The sequence below is a fragment of the Jongsikchunia kroppenstedtii DSM 45133 genome (genome assembly GCF_000380485.1).
GTDB lineage: Bacteria > Actinomycetota > Actinomycetes > Mycobacteriales > Mycobacteriaceae > Jongsikchunia > Jongsikchunia kroppenstedtii.
The window spans coordinates 68,435-85,869 of sequence record NZ_AQYG01000045.1 but is presented as its reverse complement, the minus strand read 5'-3'; the positions used below and the strand labels follow the sequence as shown (position 1 = coordinate 85,869).

16 protein-coding genes are annotated in these 17,435 nt (G+C 67.7%); 7 read left to right on the top strand and 9 right to left on the bottom strand.

Annotated features, from left to right (window positions below):
* Positions 1-53 precede the first annotated feature (53 nt).
* The 4 genes from efeB to G341_RS0109100 all read right to left on the bottom strand — a co-directional run bounded on the left by efeB (position 54) and on the right by G341_RS0109100 (position 5,358).
* The gene (gene efeB, locus G341_RS0109115; RefSeq protein WP_018178818.1) at positions 54-1,289 is read right to left on the bottom strand and encodes an iron uptake transporter deferrochelatase/peroxidase subunit; all 1,236 of its coding nucleotides are present in this window, start codon (positions 1,287-1,289) and stop codon (positions 54-56) included.
* Positions 1,290-1,351: 62 nt separating this feature from the next.
* Positions 1,352-3,430, bottom strand: coding sequence for an iron uptake transporter permease EfeU (gene efeU / locus G341_RS0109110; RefSeq protein ID WP_026303447.1), 2,079 nt, complete (start codon positions 3,428-3,430; stop codon positions 1,352-1,354).
* Positions 3,431-3,484: 54 nt separating this feature from the next.
* Positions 3,485-3,976 (bottom strand): DUF1003 domain-containing protein, encoded by a 492-nt coding sequence (locus G341_RS0109105; protein WP_026303446.1) that lies wholly within the window; start codon positions 3,974-3,976, stop codon positions 3,485-3,487.
* A gap of 92 nt (positions 3,977-4,068) precedes the next feature.
* Positions 4,069-5,358: a magnesium transporter MgtE N-terminal domain-containing protein gene (locus G341_RS0109100; protein ID WP_018178815.1), complete on the bottom strand. Its 1,290-nt coding sequence runs from the start codon at positions 5,356-5,358 to the stop codon at positions 4,069-4,071.
* A 140-nt stretch (positions 5,359-5,498) separates the two neighbouring features.
* On the opposite strand from G341_RS0109100, the gene G341_RS0109095 reads away from it, so the two are divergent.
* Positions 5,499-5,975 (top strand): SRPBCC family protein, encoded by a 477-nt coding sequence (locus tag G341_RS0109095; RefSeq protein ID WP_026303445.1) that lies wholly within the window; start codon positions 5,499-5,501, stop codon positions 5,973-5,975.
* Positions 5,976-6,090: 115 nt separating this feature from the next.
* Here the strand turns inward: G341_RS0109095 and G341_RS0109090 are convergent, their stop codons facing one another.
* Both G341_RS0109090 and G341_RS0109085 read right to left on the bottom strand, forming a co-directional pair.
* Positions 6,091-6,855 carry a polyphosphate kinase 2 family protein gene (locus tag G341_RS0109090; protein ID WP_018178813.1) on the bottom strand — a complete coding sequence of 255 codons (765 nt, stop codon included), beginning with the start codon at positions 6,853-6,855 and terminating at the stop codon, positions 6,091-6,093.
* Between the two features lie 63 nt (positions 6,856-6,918).
* On the bottom strand, positions 6,919-7,683 hold the full coding sequence (locus G341_RS0109085; protein ID WP_018178812.1) for an SDR family NAD(P)-dependent oxidoreductase: 765 nt from the start codon (positions 7,681-7,683) through the stop codon (positions 6,919-6,921).
* Between the two features lie 201 nt (positions 7,684-7,884).
* On the opposite strand from G341_RS0109085, the gene G341_RS0109080 reads away from it, so the two are divergent.
* Positions 7,885-8,616 carry a phosphatase PAP2 family protein gene (locus G341_RS0109080; RefSeq protein ID WP_018178811.1) on the top strand — a complete coding sequence of 244 codons (732 nt, stop codon included), beginning with the start codon at positions 7,885-7,887 and terminating at the stop codon, positions 8,614-8,616.
* Between the two features lie 16 nt (positions 8,617-8,632).
* A complete protein-coding gene (locus tag G341_RS0109075; RefSeq protein WP_018178810.1) occupies positions 8,633-9,310 on the top strand; it encodes a response regulator transcription factor in 678 nt (225 codons plus the stop codon).
* 12 nt (positions 9,311-9,322) lie between these two features.
* Here the strand turns inward: G341_RS0109075 and G341_RS0109070 are convergent, their stop codons facing one another.
* A complete protein-coding gene (locus tag G341_RS0109070; protein WP_026303444.1) occupies positions 9,323-11,284 on the bottom strand; it encodes a heavy metal translocating P-type ATPase in 1,962 nt (653 codons plus the stop codon).
* A gap of 95 nt (positions 11,285-11,379) precedes the next feature.
* Here G341_RS0109070 and G341_RS0109065 point away from each other — a divergent pair, with 95 nt between their 5' ends.
* Together G341_RS0109065 and G341_RS0109060 are read left to right on the top strand one after the other, a co-directional pair.
* Complete coding sequence (locus G341_RS0109065; protein ID WP_018178808.1) at positions 11,380-11,742, top strand: ArsR/SmtB family transcription factor; 363 nt, start codon at positions 11,380-11,382, stop codon at positions 11,740-11,742.
* 16 nt (positions 11,743-11,758) lie between these two features.
* Entirely contained in the window at positions 11,759-13,099 is a 1,341-nt protein-coding gene (locus G341_RS0109060) for an MFS transporter (protein ID WP_018178807.1), read from the top strand.
* Between the two features lie 16 nt (positions 13,100-13,115).
* On the opposite strand, the gene G341_RS0109055 is transcribed toward G341_RS0109060, so the two are convergent.
* Entirely contained in the window at positions 13,116-14,543 is a 1,428-nt protein-coding gene (locus G341_RS0109055) for a sensor histidine kinase (RefSeq protein WP_245556947.1), read from the bottom strand.
* A gap of 72 nt (positions 14,544-14,615) precedes the next feature.
* Between G341_RS0109055 and G341_RS21550 the strand changes: the two genes are divergently transcribed.
* Positions 14,616-15,314: a phosphatase PAP2 family protein gene (locus G341_RS21550; RefSeq protein ID WP_018178805.1), complete on the top strand. Its 699-nt coding sequence runs from the start codon at positions 14,616-14,618 to the stop codon at positions 15,312-15,314.
* 9 nt (positions 15,315-15,323) lie between these two features.
* On the opposite strand, the gene G341_RS0109045 is transcribed toward G341_RS21550, so the two are convergent.
* Complete coding sequence (locus G341_RS0109045) at positions 15,324-16,271, bottom strand: cytochrome c oxidase assembly protein (RefSeq protein ID WP_026303443.1); 948 nt, start codon at positions 16,269-16,271, stop codon at positions 15,324-15,326.
* Between the two features lie 174 nt (positions 16,272-16,445).
* Between G341_RS0109045 and G341_RS0109040 the strand changes: the two genes are divergently transcribed.
* On the top strand, positions 16,446-17,423 hold the full coding sequence (locus G341_RS0109040; protein ID WP_018178803.1) for a pirin family protein: 978 nt from the start codon (positions 16,446-16,448) through the stop codon (positions 17,421-17,423).
* Positions 17,424-17,435: the final 12 nt, after the last annotated feature.

Sequence of the window (17,435 nt, the reverse complement as noted above, 5' to 3'; positions counted from 1 at the left end):
CGGGTCCGGCGGTACCGGGGGCGCCGCGTAGGTCGGATCGGGGCGCCGGGCGGTCAGGTCAGCAGACCGCTGGCGTACCAGTCCTTGTCGTCCCGCACGCCGGGCAGCACGAAGAAGTATCCGCCGCCGAACGGCTGCACGTAGTCGATGAGCGGCTCGCCGGCCAGACGCTTCTGCACCGTGACGAACTGGCGTTCCAGGTCCTGCTGGTAGCAGACGAAGACGTGGCCGGTCTGCATGTTGCCGTTCAGGTCGACGCCGAGGTCGTAGTTGTACGAGCGGCGGATGAGGCGCTGGTTCTCGGTCTCCGGCGTGCGCGGATTCGCGACGCGGATATGGGAATCGAGCGGGATGACCGCGCCGTCGGGATCCTTCTTGAAGTCCGGCTCATCGAATTCGGCGTTGCCGTCCAGCGGCGCCCCGGAGTCGCGTCGACGTCCGAACATGTTCTCCTGCTCGTTGATCGACACGCGATCCCAGAACTCGACGAGCATCCGGATGATCCGGATCACCTGGTAGCTGCCGCCGACGGCCCATGCCGGCTCGCCGGCGTCGTCGGTCACCCATACCAGATCCTTGGCTTCGGACCCGGTGGGGTTCGCGGTTCCGTCCTTGAATCCCAGCAGGTTTCGAGTGGTACCGGACGGGCGCGGCGGGGCGGCGTAGCCGTCGATCTTCCACCGCATCTGCATGGCGCCCCGGGTGTGCTTGGTGATGTCACGCAGCGCGTGGTGCACCGTGTCCTGGTGGTTCGCGCACAGCTGCAGGATCAGATCGCCGTGCATCCACTTCGGGTCCGGCGAGTCGTCCGGGAACACGTCCATCGCGCGCAGCAGTTTCGGTTTGCGATCGGCCAGGCCGTATCGGTCATCGAAGGCACTGGCGCCGAAGCCGATGGTGACGGTGAGGCCGTCGGCCGGCATATCCGGGCCGAGCACATCGCTGTCCGCGGGCGGTTCGCCCACGCCGAGGTCGGTCGGTGCGCCCCCGGACGTGAGCACGCGAGCCCGATCGGTCAGCGTCTTCATGAGGGCGGTCAACTCGGCCTTGTTGGCACACAACAGATCAAAGGACGCGTAGCTCGACGCGGCCTGCTTCTCCTCCGGACCGGGAGTGAAGATGCCGGACTGATGCTTCCCGTGAAACGGGTAGTCGCCCTTGGTGGGCACGCTGTGGTCGGCGGCATCGTTGTCGGCCTGGATACCGCCGATCACCATGCCGCCCACCAGTGCGGTGCCGCCGACGCCGGCGGCCGCGCCCTGCAGGAATCGGCGGCGATTGACGTTCATCGAGGTGCTCCCTGTTGGCTCTGGTACCTCTGTCGGTTCTGTTCCGGCGGTATCGGATTCGGTCATTGCGGAGTCTTCGTGTCGAGCAGCGGCGGTATTCCGGCCAGCGTCTGCAATGCGTCGCCGATTGCGCCGTTGATCCGCTGCCGCTGTGCGAGTGTCGCCTGATTGAAGGGCACGAACTGCGTCGGGCTGCCGGCCTGGACCGCATCGAGCGCGGCCTGCAGCGCATCAAGCTTCTGGTTCGCGGCCGCGATCAATGTCGGTCGCTGCGGGTTCACCAGCGGAGCGACTTCGGTCAGCACCGTACGGGTGACGGCGATGTCGGCGTAGGTGGCCGGGAACGCGGCATTCGAACCCTGGTCGTCCATGCCCGAAAGATGATCGCGTAGAGCGTCTTCCAGTATCTCGTGAGCGCGCAGCGGCAGGTTTGTCGGATCACCGGCGACGTCATCGGAGGTCAGATTCTTCTGCAGTGACGCGATATCCGAGAGCAATTGGTCGGCGACCGGTGTCAACTGCGCCGCGTTCTGGCCGTGCCAGAGCCCGTATTCGAGACGATGCAGACCGGTGAAGCCGGAGTCGTTGACCCCATCCGGCAACCCATCGGGCAACCCGGCGACCGCGGTGCCGGCATCGCCGAAGCTGTTGTACGACGCGCCGACCCGCTCCCAGGACAGGTAGGCCGGTAGCCAATCCGTCCGCGCGGCATCGAGATTGCCGCCCGCGATGTCATTGCGCAGAGTCGTGACGAGCCCGTTGAACGTCGTCAGTTCGCCGGCCGCGTACTGCTGGTACTGGTCGTTGGGCGCCTTCAGATCGTCATCGGTCAGTTTGGCGACCGGAGGCGGCGCCTGCAGATGGCTGCCGCCGCTGACGGCGAGGGTGGCCGAACTGAGCGTCTTCTGTCCGGCCATCAAGCATTTGATCGTGTAGTTGCCCTCGGTGAGGGTGACCGGCATGTCGGCGGTCGTGGCCGGGCCCAGCATTTCGATCTCGGCGACAACGGCTCCCGACCCGTTGACCATGTTGATCTCCGCGGCCTTGCCCGACTTGTTCTCCACCGAGATGGTCTGCTTGCCCGAATGCGCCGAGCGCCAGCTCTTGGCGCAGTCCTTCTTGGTCAGGGTCACGTCGGTGCGGGTGGACTTCGCCGAGGGCAGCGCCACGATGAAGATCACGGCGATGACGGCAGGAACCAGGACAAGCGTCGCGGCGGTGGCCCACAGCCGGCGACCGGCGACCTTTTCGAGCCAGGTGGCCGACTGCTCGTCGGAAACCGCGGCGGCGGGCTTCGCGACCGGTGCCGGCTGCGGTCGCAGGAACAGGGCCAGCACGATGACCAGGTAGACCACCCATGCGGTCACCTGCAGCACCGTCATTTTCGGCGTCAGCTGAGTGATGCCCGTGATGATGGACGCCCACCAGGAATTGCTGTCGATGTGCGTGCTGAAGTCGAAGGCGATCCATTGGGCTCCGGGCAGCCAGCCCGCCGTCTGCAGGTCGCCCAGCCCGTAGGCGAGCACACCCGCGGCGATCACGATGAGCAGAATCGCGGTGCGCGAGAAGAAGACCCCGAGATTGAGTCGCACTGCCTGGCGGTAGAGCAGCCAGCACAGCACGATCGCGATGATGATGCCGATCGCGGCACCGATGATCGGCTCGACGGCGTGGCCGGATGCCTTGGCTGCGGTCCACAGGAAGAGTGTGGTCTCCAGTCCCTCGCGCCCGACCGCGAGGAACGCGGTCAGCGCGAGTGCGCCGGCGCCGAGACTCAGAGCAGTCACGACCTCGCCGCGGAGCTGCCCCGACAGCGATGCCGCCGTGCGCCGCATCCAGAAGATCATGGCGGTGACCAGGCCGACGGCGAGAACACTCAGGACGCCGGCGACGGCGTCCTGCGCGCCGCCGGAGAGTACGTCAGTGCTGAACGTCAGGACCGCGGCGAAACTGACCGACAGCGACAGCGCGCCGAGCACGCCGAGCCAGATCGGCGCGCTGGAGCGGTGTGCGTTCGCGTCCGTCGAATCGGCCGGCGGCAGCTTGCGCAGAGCAGCCAGAAGGATACTGATCACCAATCCGGCTTCAAGACCTTCTCGGAGCCCGATCAGCAGGTTAGGTACCGCGTCTGCCCACACCACGCGATTAAGTTAAGCCATACCTAACACAGAGTCCAAACGATCGACCGATTGGGCCTATTCGTCCGACTTATAGGGGGTCGGGCCTGGTTGCGGTGCTTCGCGGAGCTTCTCGATCCGGTCGGTCAGCTCGTCGAGCAGATTGTCGAGTTCCTTGCGCAGATAGTCGCGACTGACGGCGTCGCCGACCGCCAACCGGACCGAGGCGAGTTCGCGGGCGAGAAACTCGGTGTCGGCCTTGGTCTGTGCGGCGCGCATTCGATCCTCTTCGAGCGCGATGCGGTCGCGGTTCTCCTGCCGGTTCTGGGCGAGGAGGATCAGCGGCGCGGCGTAGGCGGCCTGGGTCGAGAACGCGAGGTTGAGCAGGATGAAGGGGTACGGATCCCAGCGGATCGCGATGGCCGACAGGTTCAGCGCGATCCAGATGACGACGAAGATCGTCTGCATCGCCAGGTAGCGCCCGGTGCCCAGGAATCGGGCGACGCGTTCGCTGTAGACACCGATGATCTCGGCGTCCAGGCTCAGCCGACGGCGCCGCACCCCGGGCATGTCGAGGCCGCCGAGCCGGGTGGTCGTGGCGCGGGCACTGCGCTTCGGCTTGTCGGGACGCTGCTTCTTGCCCGACCGCTTCTCCGTCGCCATCACTCGGCCTCCACCGTCGTGGCTTCGGGTTCGCGTTCACGCCAGTCGTCGGGCAGCAGTTTGTCGAGGAGGTCGTCGACGGTGACCGCGCCGAGCAGATGCCCGTCCTCGTCCACCACCGGACCGCACACCAGGTTGTAGGTGGCGAAGTAGCGGGTGACCGCGGCGATCGGGTCCTCGGGACTGAGCCGAGGCAGGTCGGCATCGACGATCCCGCCGATCAGGTTGGCCGGCGGCTCCCGTAGCAGCGCCTGCAGGTGCACGCAGCCGAGATATTTGCCGGTCGGCGTCGCGGTCGGCGGTCGGACGACGAATGCGAGGCTCGCGGCCGCCGGTGTCAGGTCGGGGTTGCGCACGCGGGCGAGCGCTTCCGCGACAGTCGCCGCCGCGGTCAGCACGACCGGTTCCGGAGTCATCAGACCGCCGGCGGTATCCGGGGAGTGCGTGAGCAGTCGTCGAACCGGTTCGGACTCAACGGGATCCATCTCCTGCAGCAGCTTCTCGGCGTCGCTGATCGGCAGCACACCGAGGACGTCGGCGGCGTCGTCCGGGTCCATGGCCTCGAGGATGTCGGCCGCGCGGGCCGATCCGAGCCGGGTGAGCAGATCGGTCTGGTCGCCCTCGGGGAGCTCCTGGATGACGTCGGCGAGCCGTTCGTCGTCGAGTGCCGCGGCTACCTCGTGCCGCCGCTGGTCGGGCAGCTCACGCAGGGCGTTCGCGACGTCGGCCGGGCGCATCCCCTCGAACTGGGCCAACGCGGTGCTGACGCCGTGTCCGGGTACGCCGAGCGCGGTACTGGTCAGGCCGCGGACGTGGCCCCACGGGACGACATGGGTCTCGCCGCGTCGGCCGAGCAGTGAGCGCGGGGCGCGCACCGCAACCCGCGAGATCAGCCAGTCGCGCGTGCGGGTCTGCTCGAGACCGAGGTCCACCACGAATACGTCGCGGCCGTGGAGATCTTCGAGTTCGGGGTCGTCGACCTGGACAGGTGAGTCGAGAATCTGGCCGAGTACCAGGGCCTCCCCGGGACGCAGCTCGATCTTGCGCAGGCTGACGGTTCCGGTGTTCAGATGCACCGAGCTGGGATCGATCGCCGCGACGCGCAGCATCGGCACGAAAATTCTTCGGCGGGTGATCATTTCGACTGCGAGCCCGAGTACCCGCGGTTCGCGGTTGTCGATCCGCATGGAGACCACCACATCGCGCACTCGGCCGATGGATTCGCCGTCGGGTCCTAGCACCACCATTCCGGCCAGCCGGGCCGCGAATACCTTGTGCACAGCTGCCATACGGGAAAGGGTAGAGCGACGCGGGCGGGAACATGGAATTCACCGCGCCGCGGATCCTTGTTGGACACGGAGACAATAGCGATTTAGACTCCGAGACAACCCGGCGAGATCGTCTCGCCTGCCCCGACGAAAGGCCGATGATGGCTGTTCTGCAATCCGCCAACGAAGCATTTCTGGCAAACGCACCGGTCAAGGTGACCAAGTCGGTCGAGCTCCCGGTATCGCCCGACGTCGTCTGGCGCGAGCTGACCGGCGACAACGCGCTCAAGTGGGTCGGCCTCAAGGTCGTGTGGGGTCCGCAGCGCACCGGCGTCGGCGCCACCCGCCAGGCCGGACCGCCCGTCGGCCCGGCGGCCACCGAGACGTTCTTCGTCTGGGAAGAGGGCAAGCGCAAGGCGTTCTACATCGAGAAGCTGCCGCTCCCGGTCCCCGGGCTGAAGGTCTTCGCCGAGGACTACGTGATCACGCCGACCGAGACCGGTGCCCGCTTCGAGTGGACCTTCGCGCTCGAGGGCTCGGGTCCGATGGGCAACCCGAAGTTCGCCGGCAAGGTGCTCGACGGCGTCCTGGCCACCGCGATGAAGCGCACCTCGAAGCACTTCGCCAAGCTGGCCTGATCCATCACCGACTGGTGATCAGGTGGACGATCCGGCAAGGTTGGCGGAGGTCTGCAAAGGCGCTCTCCCTTGCGGGCCTTCGCCATAACGCGGCCGGTCGCTGCGCTGGCGCCAGTTAGAGGTCGGGAATTTCGATGCCGCGTTGACGCAGATCGGTTTCGATCGCGTCGGCGACGGTCTCGACCACCTGCACGCGCGCATAGCGTTTGTCTTCGGCCGACACGACCGTCCACGGGCCTTTGTCGTGACTGGTGCGCGCAAACATCTCGTTCACCGCGGCCACGTAGTCGTCGTGCCGCTCGCGGTTGCGCCAGTCCTCGTCGGTGAGCTTCCAGCGCTTGGTTGGATCGGCGGCGCGCGCCTCGAATCGCCGGAGCTGTTCGTCCGGCGACAGGTGCAGCCAGAACTTGACGATGATCATGCCCTCGTCGGCCAGGCTGCGTTCGAAGTCGACGATCTCGGTATACGACCGGCGCCATTCCGCTTCCGTTGCAAAGCCTTCCACGCGTTCGACCAGGACGCGGCCATACCAGGAGCGGTCCAGCACGGCCATGCCGCCCCAGCCCGGCAGCGCCGGCCAGAACCGCCAGAGGAAGTGGTGCCGCTTCTCGTCATGCGTCGGCGCGGCGAACTGTGCGACCCGGACATGCCGCGGATCAAGCGGCGCGACAAGGCGTTTGATTGCCCCGCCCTTGCCGCCGGCGTCCCAGCCTTCGAAGAGCACGCACAGCGGCGGCCCCAGTTCGCCGGTGCCGATCTGGCCGCCGAGCAGCAGCCGAAGGATGAGCAGTCGATCCTGCGCGACCTTCAGTCGCTCGGCCTCCTGGTCGCGGCTGAGTTTGAGCGTGAGATCGGCCTGGTCGAGATGCGGTACTGACACCCGACGATTGTGTCATCGCGGGGCGACGGAACCCGCCGGATTGACGCGGGCGCCAGGCGGTCGCTAGGTGATGCTGACGCCGCCGTCGACGGTCACCGTCTGGCCGCAGACATAGCCGCCGGCGTCCGAGGCCAGCCAGATCATCGTCGCCGCAAGCTCTTCGGGGTCGCCCGTGCGGCCGTAGACCAGCCGCGGCGCCATCGCCTCGAGGTAACCCGGCTTGTAGCTGTCGGTCATCTCGGACTTGAAGAAGCCCGGCGCAATCGCGTTGACACGGATGCCTTTTCGGCCGCCCCACTGCTGGGCGAGGTCGCGGGTGAGGCCGATGACGCCGGCCTTGCTGGCGGCGTAGGCAGCCTGCGGCAGCCCGGCAGTGGTGATGCCCAGGATGCTGGCGATGTTGATGATCGAGCTGCCGGACTGCATGACGCGTCCGCAGGCCTGGGCCATCCAATAGGAACCGTTGAGGTTGATGTCGACCACCCGGGTGAACTCGTCGACGGTCTCCCTGGTGGCCGGGACCGCGGTGCCGATGCCCGCGTTGTTCACCAGTACGTCGACCCGCCCGAACTCCGCCATCGCCGCTTCGACGACTTTGGTCGCGTCCTCGGGCATGGCGACATCGGCCGCCACGACCAGGGGCTTGGCGCCGGCCGCCGACACCAGCTCGGCGGTATCGGCTAGCTTGTCGGCCCGGCGCGCGGCGAGCACCACGCCCGCGGCCCCGGCCTCCGCGGCCGCCTTCGCGAATGACACACCCAGCCCCGAGGAGGCGCCGGTGACGATGACGACTCGGCCGTCGAGCCGGAACTTGTCCAAGATTCCCATGGGTGAACCATACGCGATACCGAGTGCTCGTTCGGCTCCGCCGAGGTGCTCGTTCGGCTGGGCCGAGATGCTGGTTCGGGTTCGGCCGATGTGCTCGTTCGGTGTAAGCGTGGTGATCGCACGGTGTGCGCGGACACAAATTGAGCGCGATCACAGTGGTAGAACTACACATTTGGACGGTCGATACGGCACTGTAATCACATGCGGGAATCCTGGTGGCGAGTGCTGGCCGCAGTGGCCGTATTCGCCGTTGTGGCTCTCGAGGGCGTGCTGCTTCGCGACGACAACAGCCCGCTCGACACGATGGACGATGCGACGCATCAATGGGCGCTGCACAACCGCAACGGATTCTTCACGTGGGGCGCCAAACTCATCGAATACCTCACCGAACCGATCCTGGCCACCGTGCTCGCGATCCTCATCGGCGCCTTCTTCATCTGGCGTGACCGCGGCCTGAAGCGTGGCGTGACGATCATCGCGACCGTGCTGATCGCCCAGGCCATCGCTCAGGTGTTGCGAGTATTCGTCGACCGCCCGCGGCCGCCGGCCTCGTCGCGGTTGATCTCGCTGTCCGATGCGCCGTCGTATCCATCGCTGCACTCGACCGGCAGTACCGCGTTCATGGTGATCATCGCGTGGGTCGCGACGGCGTACTCGGTGAAGCTGTGGATGCGTCTCGCGCTCGATGCGGCCGCCATCGCGACCGGATTTGTGACGTCGAGCCGCGTCTACATCGGCGCCGGCTGGGCCAGCGATCAGATCGCCGCGGTGCTGATCGCGCTGGCATGCGCCCTGCTGGTGACCGCGGTCATCGAACTCGTCTGGCCATGGGCGCACACGCTGTTCCCGAATTCGGTGGCGCGGTGGTTCAACGACGATTCGGACCGCCGCCGGCCGGCCCTCGACCTGGCCGACGGCCCCGCCGAAGGCTGAGGATCGGGTTCGATCGATGCAGGTGCTGGTGGTCGAGGACGATCGGGGAGTCGCCGAAACGGTGCGACGGACCGTGGTCGCCCAGGGCTGGACCGCGCAGCTCGCGTCGAACGGAATCGACGGGTTGCACGAGGCGACCGAAAACCGTTATGACGTAATCATTCTCGACATCATGATACCGGGACTCAACGGCTACGAGGTGGTGCGGCAGCTGCGCGCCCGCGGCATCTGGACGCCGGTGCTGATGCTGACGGCCAAGGACGGCGACTACGACCAGGCCGACGCCTTCGACCTCGGGGCCGATGACTATCTGGTGAAGCCGTTCTCGGTGGTGGTCCTGGTGGCGCGGCTGCGGGCATTGGCCAGGCGGGGTGGCCCGCAGCGCCCGACAGTGCTGACCGCGGGCGACCTGACTCTGGATCCGGCCGCGCACCGCTGCCGGCGAGGCGAGGTCGAGATCGAGCTGACACCAAAGGAATTCGCGATGCTCGAATACCTGATGGAGAACGCCGGCAATGTCGTGTCGAAGACCGACATCCTGCGTGAAGTGTGGGATCCACACTATCGCGGTGACGTGAACGTGGTCGAGGTCTATGCGGGCTATCTGCGTAAACGGATCGATATCCCGTTCGGGCGCAAGGCGATCGAGACCGTGCGCGGTGTCGGCTACCGTCTCGCCGCCGACGGCGGGTAGGTCGGCGCCGGGTCAGTCGGTTCGCCCGGCGCGGCACCAGGCCGCGGTGCGAAGCAGCCGTAAACCGTTGAGTCCGACGATGATCGTCGATCCCTCGTGGCCTGCCACACCCAGCGGCAGCGGCAGCGTTCCGACTAGATCCCATACGACGAGCACGGCGATGAATGCGGCGGCGATCAGCAGATTCGCAACAACGATCCGACGCGCCCGTTGGGCCAGTCTGATGACGGTCGGAATGGTGGTGAGATCGTCGCGAATCACCACCGCGTCCGCGGTTTGCAGCGTGAGATCGCTGCCGGCGCCGCCCATTGCGATGCCCACATGTGCGGCGGCGAGGGCGGGGGCGTCGTTGATCCCGTCGCCGACGACGGCGACATGCGCGCCGCCCGCCTGCAGCGCACGTACCGCGGCGACCTTGTCATCGGGCAGCAGGTCGGCGCGGACGTCGGTTATGCCCACCCGGCCGGCGAGCTGTGCGGCGGTCGCGGGGTTGTCGCCGGTCAGCAGGACAGGTGCGCTGCCGGTCACTGCGGTTGACGCGGCGACCGCGGCGGGGGCGTCGGGCCGCAGTCGGTCGCTGATGGCCAGGACGCCGATCGGCTCCCGATTGCGGACGACCACGACCGCCGTATAGCCCTGCTGCTGAACGGCGTCGATCGCGACGTTGGCGCGCGCGGATCCGTCGACCGGCAGGATCTCCGGTGAGCCCACCTCGATGATCCCGTGGTCGATGCGGGCGCGTACGCCGCGTCCGGGTCGAGCGACGAAATCGGAGACCTGAGGTAGCCGGATCCCGCGCTCGCGTGCGGCGCGGACGATCGCCGAGGCGAGCGGATGTTCACTGGAATGTTCGGCCGCCGCCGTCAGCCGGAGCAGCTCGGTGTCATCGAATTCGACACGGAAGCCATGGATCTCGACTAGTTCCGGCATGCCGCGAGTGAGCGTGCCGGTCTTGTCGAACGCGATGCGCGTGGTGGTACCGAGTCGTTCCATCACGACGGCGGACTTGGCGAGGATGCCATGGCGACCGGCAGTGGCGATCGCCGCCAGCAGTGGCGGCATGGTCGCCAGCACGACCGCACACGGCGAGGCGACGATCATGAAGGTCATCGCCCGCAGCAGCGCGCCCTGCACAGAGTCCCCCAACAGCAGCGGGATGACGAAGACCGCGACGGTGATCGCCACCATGCCGATCGAGTAGCGCCGCTCGATCTTCTCGATGAACAGCTGGGCGCCGGCCTTCGTCCGGCCGGCTTCCTCGACGAGGGCGGCGATCCGGGCCACGACGGAATCCGCCGCGCGGCGAGCGGTTCTCAGCCGCAGCACGCCGGTGCCGTTCAGCGTGCCAGCGAACACTTCGTCGCCGATCCTCTTGTCCGCGGGCAGCGGTTCGCCGGTGATCGTCGCCTGATCAACCTCGCTGGCGCCGCCGACGACGGTGGCATCGGCGGGTATGCGTTCGCCCGGGCGGACTGCCACGACGTCGCCGACCGCCAGATCAGCCGCGCGGACGGCCTCCTCGGTGCCGTCGGCGAGCACCCGCGTGGCCGTCTCCGGTGCCAGCTGCAGGAGTCCACGGACGGAGTCCTCCGTACGCGTGGTCGCGAAGGCTTCGAGCGCACCCGACGTGGCAAAGATGACGATCAGCAGTGCGCCGTCGGTGACCTGCCCGATCGAGGCCGCACCGAGCGCCGCGACCACCATGAGCAGATCAACGTCGAGCGTTTTCTCGCGCAAGGCACGCAGCCCCGCCAGCCCGGGGCCCCAGCCGCCGCAGGCATAACAAGCGAGGTACAGCACCCACCATAACCAGCTCGACCCACTCGCCAGCTGGGCGCCGAGGCCGAGCATGAAGAGTGTCAAAGCAGCTGTTGCCCAGCGTATTTCCGGCAGTGACCATAAGCGGGTTCGACGCTCCGTCGCGGGCGCGCCGACATCGCCGGCCTCTCGGGCGGCCGCGGTGGACGCGGTCATCACTCACCTCCACATCGGACGACAGGGCGTACTCGACAATAACAGAACATATGAAGATGTCTTCATATGTAGGTGGGCGGGTAACGTCTTTCCGCATGGGACACGGAGTCGAAGGCCACGACCGTCCCGCCGCACGGCTGGACCCGGATTCGGCCGAGCATGTCGCCACCACGTTGCAGGCGCTGGCCACCCCCAGTCGGCTGTTGATCCTCACCGAGCTACGCCACGGCCCGCGTGCCGTCACCGATCTGGCCGATGCGATCGGCATGGAACAGTCCGCCGTCTCCCATCAGCTGCGGTTGCTTCGCAATCTCGGTCTCGTCGTCGGGACCCGAGCGGGCCGATCAATCAAATACAGCCTCTACGACAACCATGTCGCCCAACTCCTCGACGAGGCGGTTTATCACTCCGAGCATCTCCGGCTCGGACTCGCGGACCGGCCGCGGACCGCGGGCTGACGGTTCGCGAAACGTCATGTCGCTGTTCCAGATCCGGGACTACCGGCACCTGTTCGGGGCGCAGCTGGTGGCGCTCGGCGGCAACGGGCTCGCGACCGTCGCCCTCGGGCTACTCGCCTTCCAGCTCGCCGGGGCACGCGCGGGTGCGGTGCTCGGCACGGCGCTGACCATCAAGATGGTCGTCTATGTCATCGTCGCGCCGATCGCCGGTGCCTATGCTGGCCGATTCTCGCGCCGCCGGCTGCTGGTCGGACTGGACCTGACCCGGGCCGCAGCCGTCGCCGTGCTGCCCTTCGTCGATCAGATCTGGCAGGTCTATGTGCTGGTCGCGGTTCTGCAGTCGGCATCGGCGGCGTTCACGCCGACCTTCCAGGCGGTGCTGCCCGACATCCTCCCGGACGCGAACGACTACACGCGCGCCCTGTCGTACTCGCAACTGGCGTCGACGATGGAGACGCTGCTGAGCCCGCTGCTCGCGGCGGTGCTGGTGACGGTCACCGGGTTCCATTGGCTATTCGCGGGCACCGCGGTCGGGTTTCTGCTGTCGGCGGCGATGGTGGTGTCGAGCCGGATTCCTGACGCGGCGTGGTCCGACCGACACGGCGTGGTCGATCGGATCTTCTCCGGAATGCGGATCTTCGCGGCCACGCCACGACTACGCGGCCTGCTGGGGCTGAATCTGGCCGTCGCCGCGGTGGGCGCGATCGTCATCGTGAACACCGTCAACCTGGTGCAGCAGGAACTGGGCCGGTCGCAGGCCGATGTCGCGTGGCTGCTCGCGGCCAACGGCGCAGGGGTGCTGGTCATCGCGTTCGTCACGCCGCGGCTACTGGTCAGGTTCACCGACCGTACGGTAATGCTCTCGGGCGCAACGGCGCTCGCTGTTGCGGGCATCGTGGCGGTCGTGCTGTCACGCGTCCCGCACGGCGCCTGGTGGCCGACCCTGTTCTTCCTGTGGGCGTTGATCGGTGTCGGGACGGGCGCCGTGCTGACCCCCGCGGGTGAGGTCCTTCGCCGATCGTCGAGTGCGCCGGACCGGCCCGCGTTGTTCGCCGCACAGTTCTCGCTGTCACATGCCTGCTGGCTGATCGCCTATCCGATCGCGGGATGGGTCGCCACGGCAGCGGGTTTCACGACCACCTGGATCGTCCTCAGCGTTCTGGCGGTGCTCGGCGTAGCGCTGGCGTGGTGGGTGTGGCCGAGCCGGGAACCCGAGCAGCTCAGTCATTTTCACGCCGAACCGGTCGACCACGACCATGTCGTGGACGCGATTCCGATCGACTGCGGCTACGTGCACTCGCATCCGTACGTGATCGACAAGGAGCATCGCGCGTGGCCGCGGAAGGTGAACGTCTGAACCTTCGCCGACGCGGCTAGCCGTGCTGCCGCGGCAGGGTGATGGTGAACGTCGCACCGCCCCCGGGCGTATCGCCGACGCGCACCGATCCGCCATGAGCGCGCACGATCTCGTCGACGATCGACAGGCCGAGCCCGGTCCCGGTGGCGTGGGCTCCAGCGGCGCGTCCACGGTCGTCATCGAGCCGGACGAACCGGCGCAGCACGCGCTCCTTGTCGGCGTCGGCGATACCGGGACCGTCATCGCTGACCGCGACCGACACCGTGGCCGAATCGGTCGACATGTGAATACTGATGTGTCCCTGGTTGTATCGCGATGCGTTGTCGATCAGATTCCGAATCGCGCGGCCGAGCGCGGCGCGGTCCCCGCGCACCCGGGCTGCCGCGATGGTGACGGCCGGCTCGACGCCCAGCAGCGGTTCCGCCCGCCGGATCTCGTCGCTCACCACGTCGTCGAGGTCCACGTCGACCGGCTCGACCAGCAGCCGTTGCTCATCCGACCGGGCCAGCGTCAACAGGTCGTCCACCAGGCCCTGCAGCCGATGCGCCTCGGGCAGCAGCACGTCGTCGACGGTGGCGATGTCGATGGGTTCCTTGGTGTTTCGCGCCAGATCGAGGATGCCGACCAGCGTCGTGAGGGGGCTGCGCAATTCGTGCGACGCGTCGCCGACGAACTGCCGCTGCCGGCGCTGCGATTCGTCCAGCCGGGAGAGCATGTCGTTCATCGTGGTCGCCAGCATGGCTATCTCATCGCTCCCTGGCGGCATCGGAACTCGCTGGGACAGATCGGAACTCGATATCTCCCCGACGCGAGCGGTGATCGAGTCGACCGGCCGCAGAGCGCGGCCGACGAACCAGTACACCGCCGCGACCACCAGGAGCAGGATCACCGGGAAGGCGACGCACAGCAGTATCGCCACGGTGATCACCGTGCGATCGAGCGGATCCTCGTCGATTCCGGCGATCACCCAGACCGGCCCCTGCGGTGTCGCCACACCCCGGATGGTGCCGCGATAGTCGGTGTCCCGGTTCGGGAAATCGGCGTCCTCGACCTGCTCGGTGTGCCCGGGCGCGGGCCGACCGCCCGCGAGGGGCGGGTACCCGCGATGCGCGGGGTCGGCGGCGATCACCGCGCCGCGGTCATCGACGATCTGGATGACGTCGATCCCGCCCGGCGCCAGCAGTCCGTCGAGATCGGCGCCGGCCACCCCGTGCGGCGCGATGGCCGCGGCGATGTCGGAGGTCTTGGCCGCAGTGGTGTTCGTCGCGTTGTGCATGAGGGAGCGGTGCAGAAGCAGCAGCACGATCGCGCCGGCGGCGGCGAGGGCCAGGGCGACGAGCACCGTGGCGATGACCGTCAGCCGGATCCGGACGCCGCCGCCGTGGCGTCGGACCCACCCGAGCATTCCCGGAATGGATCGACGCGGCGCGTCGGGGCTGACCATGTCGGAAGTCTAGAGCCGGCGGCCGAAATCGGACTCAGCGATTGCTCAGCGACGTTCGGACACAGTGGCCGCATGCGTGCAACATCGTGGCGTCTGTGGGTTTCGGCCCTCGCCCTGGTCGTGATCCTGGTCGAGGGCGTGCTGATCGCGGTCCACGCCAATCCGTTCGCCTCGCCGGACCGGTCGGCCAACCACTGGGTGGTCGATCACCGCAGCGCGGGGATGAACTCTTTCGCAAATCTGCTCACCGACGTCTTCAGCCCGGGAGCGATCGTGGTGATCACGTTCGCGGTGGCGGCGCTGTTCTGCTGGCGGGATCGAGCGCTCAAGCGCGGCGTGACCGTCCTCGGCGCCGTGACCGTGTCGAGTGCGCTCTGCGAGGTGCTGAAGCTGTCGGTCGATAGGCCCCGTCCACCGGCGTGGACCCAGCTCTCGCCGGAGGCGTCGCAGTCGTATCCGTCGGGCCATGTCTCGGGCACCACGGCGCTGGTGCTGATCGTCGCCCTGAGCCTCACGGCCGGCGTCGCGAATCGCCTGTGGCGCTGGGCGGCCGTCGTGGCCGCCGCGCTGATCGCGATAGTCGTGGCGACGAGTCGGGTGTACGCCGGTGCGCACTGGCCCAGCGACGTGGTCGCCGGACTGCTGGTCGGGGTGATCGGCGTGCTGGTCGCGCCGGTGGTCGTCGATGCGGTGTGGCCCGTGCTCCTGCGGCACGCGCCGGCCGGGGTCGGTCGATGGTTGGAGCTGCCGGAGGCCAAGCCGTCGCACTGACGGATGTCGTCAGTGCTCGCCGCCGAAACGCTGCGCGAGGGTCGGGTCCTGGGTCCACCACAGCCCGCCGCCCTCGGGCTCGCCGTCGGCCTCCGCCGCATGATCCCGGTCGGCGGCGTCCAGCTGCGCATCGATGTCGGCGGTATGCCGCCGGTCGTCGCGGCGGAGGGCGACCATCAGCAGGGCGAGGAAGGGCAGGCCGACCACGTCGGCGAGGATCCAGAGGATGCCGGCCGCAGCGATCTGGTCGGTGCGCACCATGGCGGCGTCCGCGCCGGTCACCCGCTCGTAGTAGGCGAGATTCAGGGTCGGACCCTGCCACAGCACGACTCCGAGGACGCCGTCGGCGATGGTCTCGACCAGCGTGATGATCAGGCTGAGTGCCTGCGGGTACCGGTGCGGCACCGGGTCGACCTGCAGCCGGGCGTAGAAGTAGCCGAATCCCACCACGAGGATGATCAGCCGGGTGACCGCGTCCAGCCACTGATGCTGCACCGACGTGATGTTCCACGGACTGAAGATCAGCACCCAGGGCAGGCCCAGCATCGCCGCCGAGGTGGTGATCGGATTGGTGATCGTCCGAAGAAATCCGCTGCGCAACAGTCGGATTCCGGCCAACCGGCCCGCGGGGGACAACGTCGCTGCGATCGCGGAGATCGGGCGTCCGGCCGCCATCATCATCGGGGCCACATAGAGCAGCAGGACGATCTGCAATGCGCGCACCCAGAATCGCTCGGCCGCGAGGTCGCCCACGAAGCTGATCGAGGCCAGCAGCCACACCAGGGTGCCGAGATAGAAGCTGACGCGCCGAGCCGGTTCGACGACACGATCGGGCCGGATCCGCGCGCCCTTGCTGCAGACCAGGCTGTAGCCGACGGCGGCGGCGATCGCCAGCACGGCGTGGATGTCCAAAGTCCACGACGTGGCTATCGCATGCCAGGAAAGTGCCGCACTCACCAGGAACACGCTACGCGGCCGCTCGCCGGAATGGGCCGCCAGCATACGTCAAATCCTTTGTCCCGCCGCGTATATCGCAAAGAACGGATATGCGGCAATTGGCGGATTGACGCAGATCGGCCGGGCCGGCGACCTACACTGTCAGCGGTAGCGTCTTTCGTCGGCAGGGGTGTGATGAGCAACTTGGAGAGTCGTCCCGACGAGATCCGGTGCGGGTCGACGGCGGTCGCCGGTCCGGTCCAGGTGGTCGAGCCGCGTGAGGTGCCGCTCGGCGGGCCACGCGCGATGACGGTGCGTCGCACCCTGCCGACGCACGACCGCACGATGGTCGGTGCCTGGTGCTTCGCCGACCACTACGGCGGGCCGGGTGATCGTGCCGACGGCGCCTCGATGGATCTGCCGCCGCATCCGCACACCGGCCTGCAGACGGTGACCTGGCTGTTCGCCGGGACCGTCGAGCACCGGGACAGCATCGGCAGCGTCCAGGCGGTCCGTCCGGGCGAGCTGAATCTGATGACCTCCGGCGGCGGCATCTGTCATAGCGAGGTGGCCACGTCGGCCGAGCCGCTGCATGGGGCGCAGCTCTGGGTGGCGCTTCCGGAATCGGCCCGCCACGGTGCACGAGACTTCGAACACTATGTGACGCAACCGGTTTCGCTCGATGGTGGCGAGCTGCGGGTGTTCATCGGCGAGCTTGCCGGACAGCAGTCGCCGGCGCGGACCTACACGCCGCTGCTGGGTGCCGAGCTCACGATCGAGCCCGGCGCCGAGCTGGCGCTCGCGGTCGACACCGACTTCGAACATGGCGTGCTGGTGGACCTGGGCGTCGTCGAGTTGAACGGGACCCGGCTGGGGCGCGCCGACCTCGGATGCGTGGGCGTCGGCCGGGATTCCTTGACGCTCAAGGCCGTCGGAACCGAACCCGTTCGGCTGCTGATCCTCGGCGGTGAACCGCTCAACGAGGAACTCGTGATGTGGTGGAATTTCGTGGGCCGCTCGCACGCTGAGATAGAGCAGTTCCGGGAGGACTGGCAGCAGCAGACCGAACGTTTCGGCAAGGTCGTCGGATATGTCGGCGAACCACGCTGGCTGCCCGCCCCGGTACTGCCCACGGTCCAGATGAAGCCGCGGCGCAATCCGCCGCTGCATTGAGGAGGAGCGCCC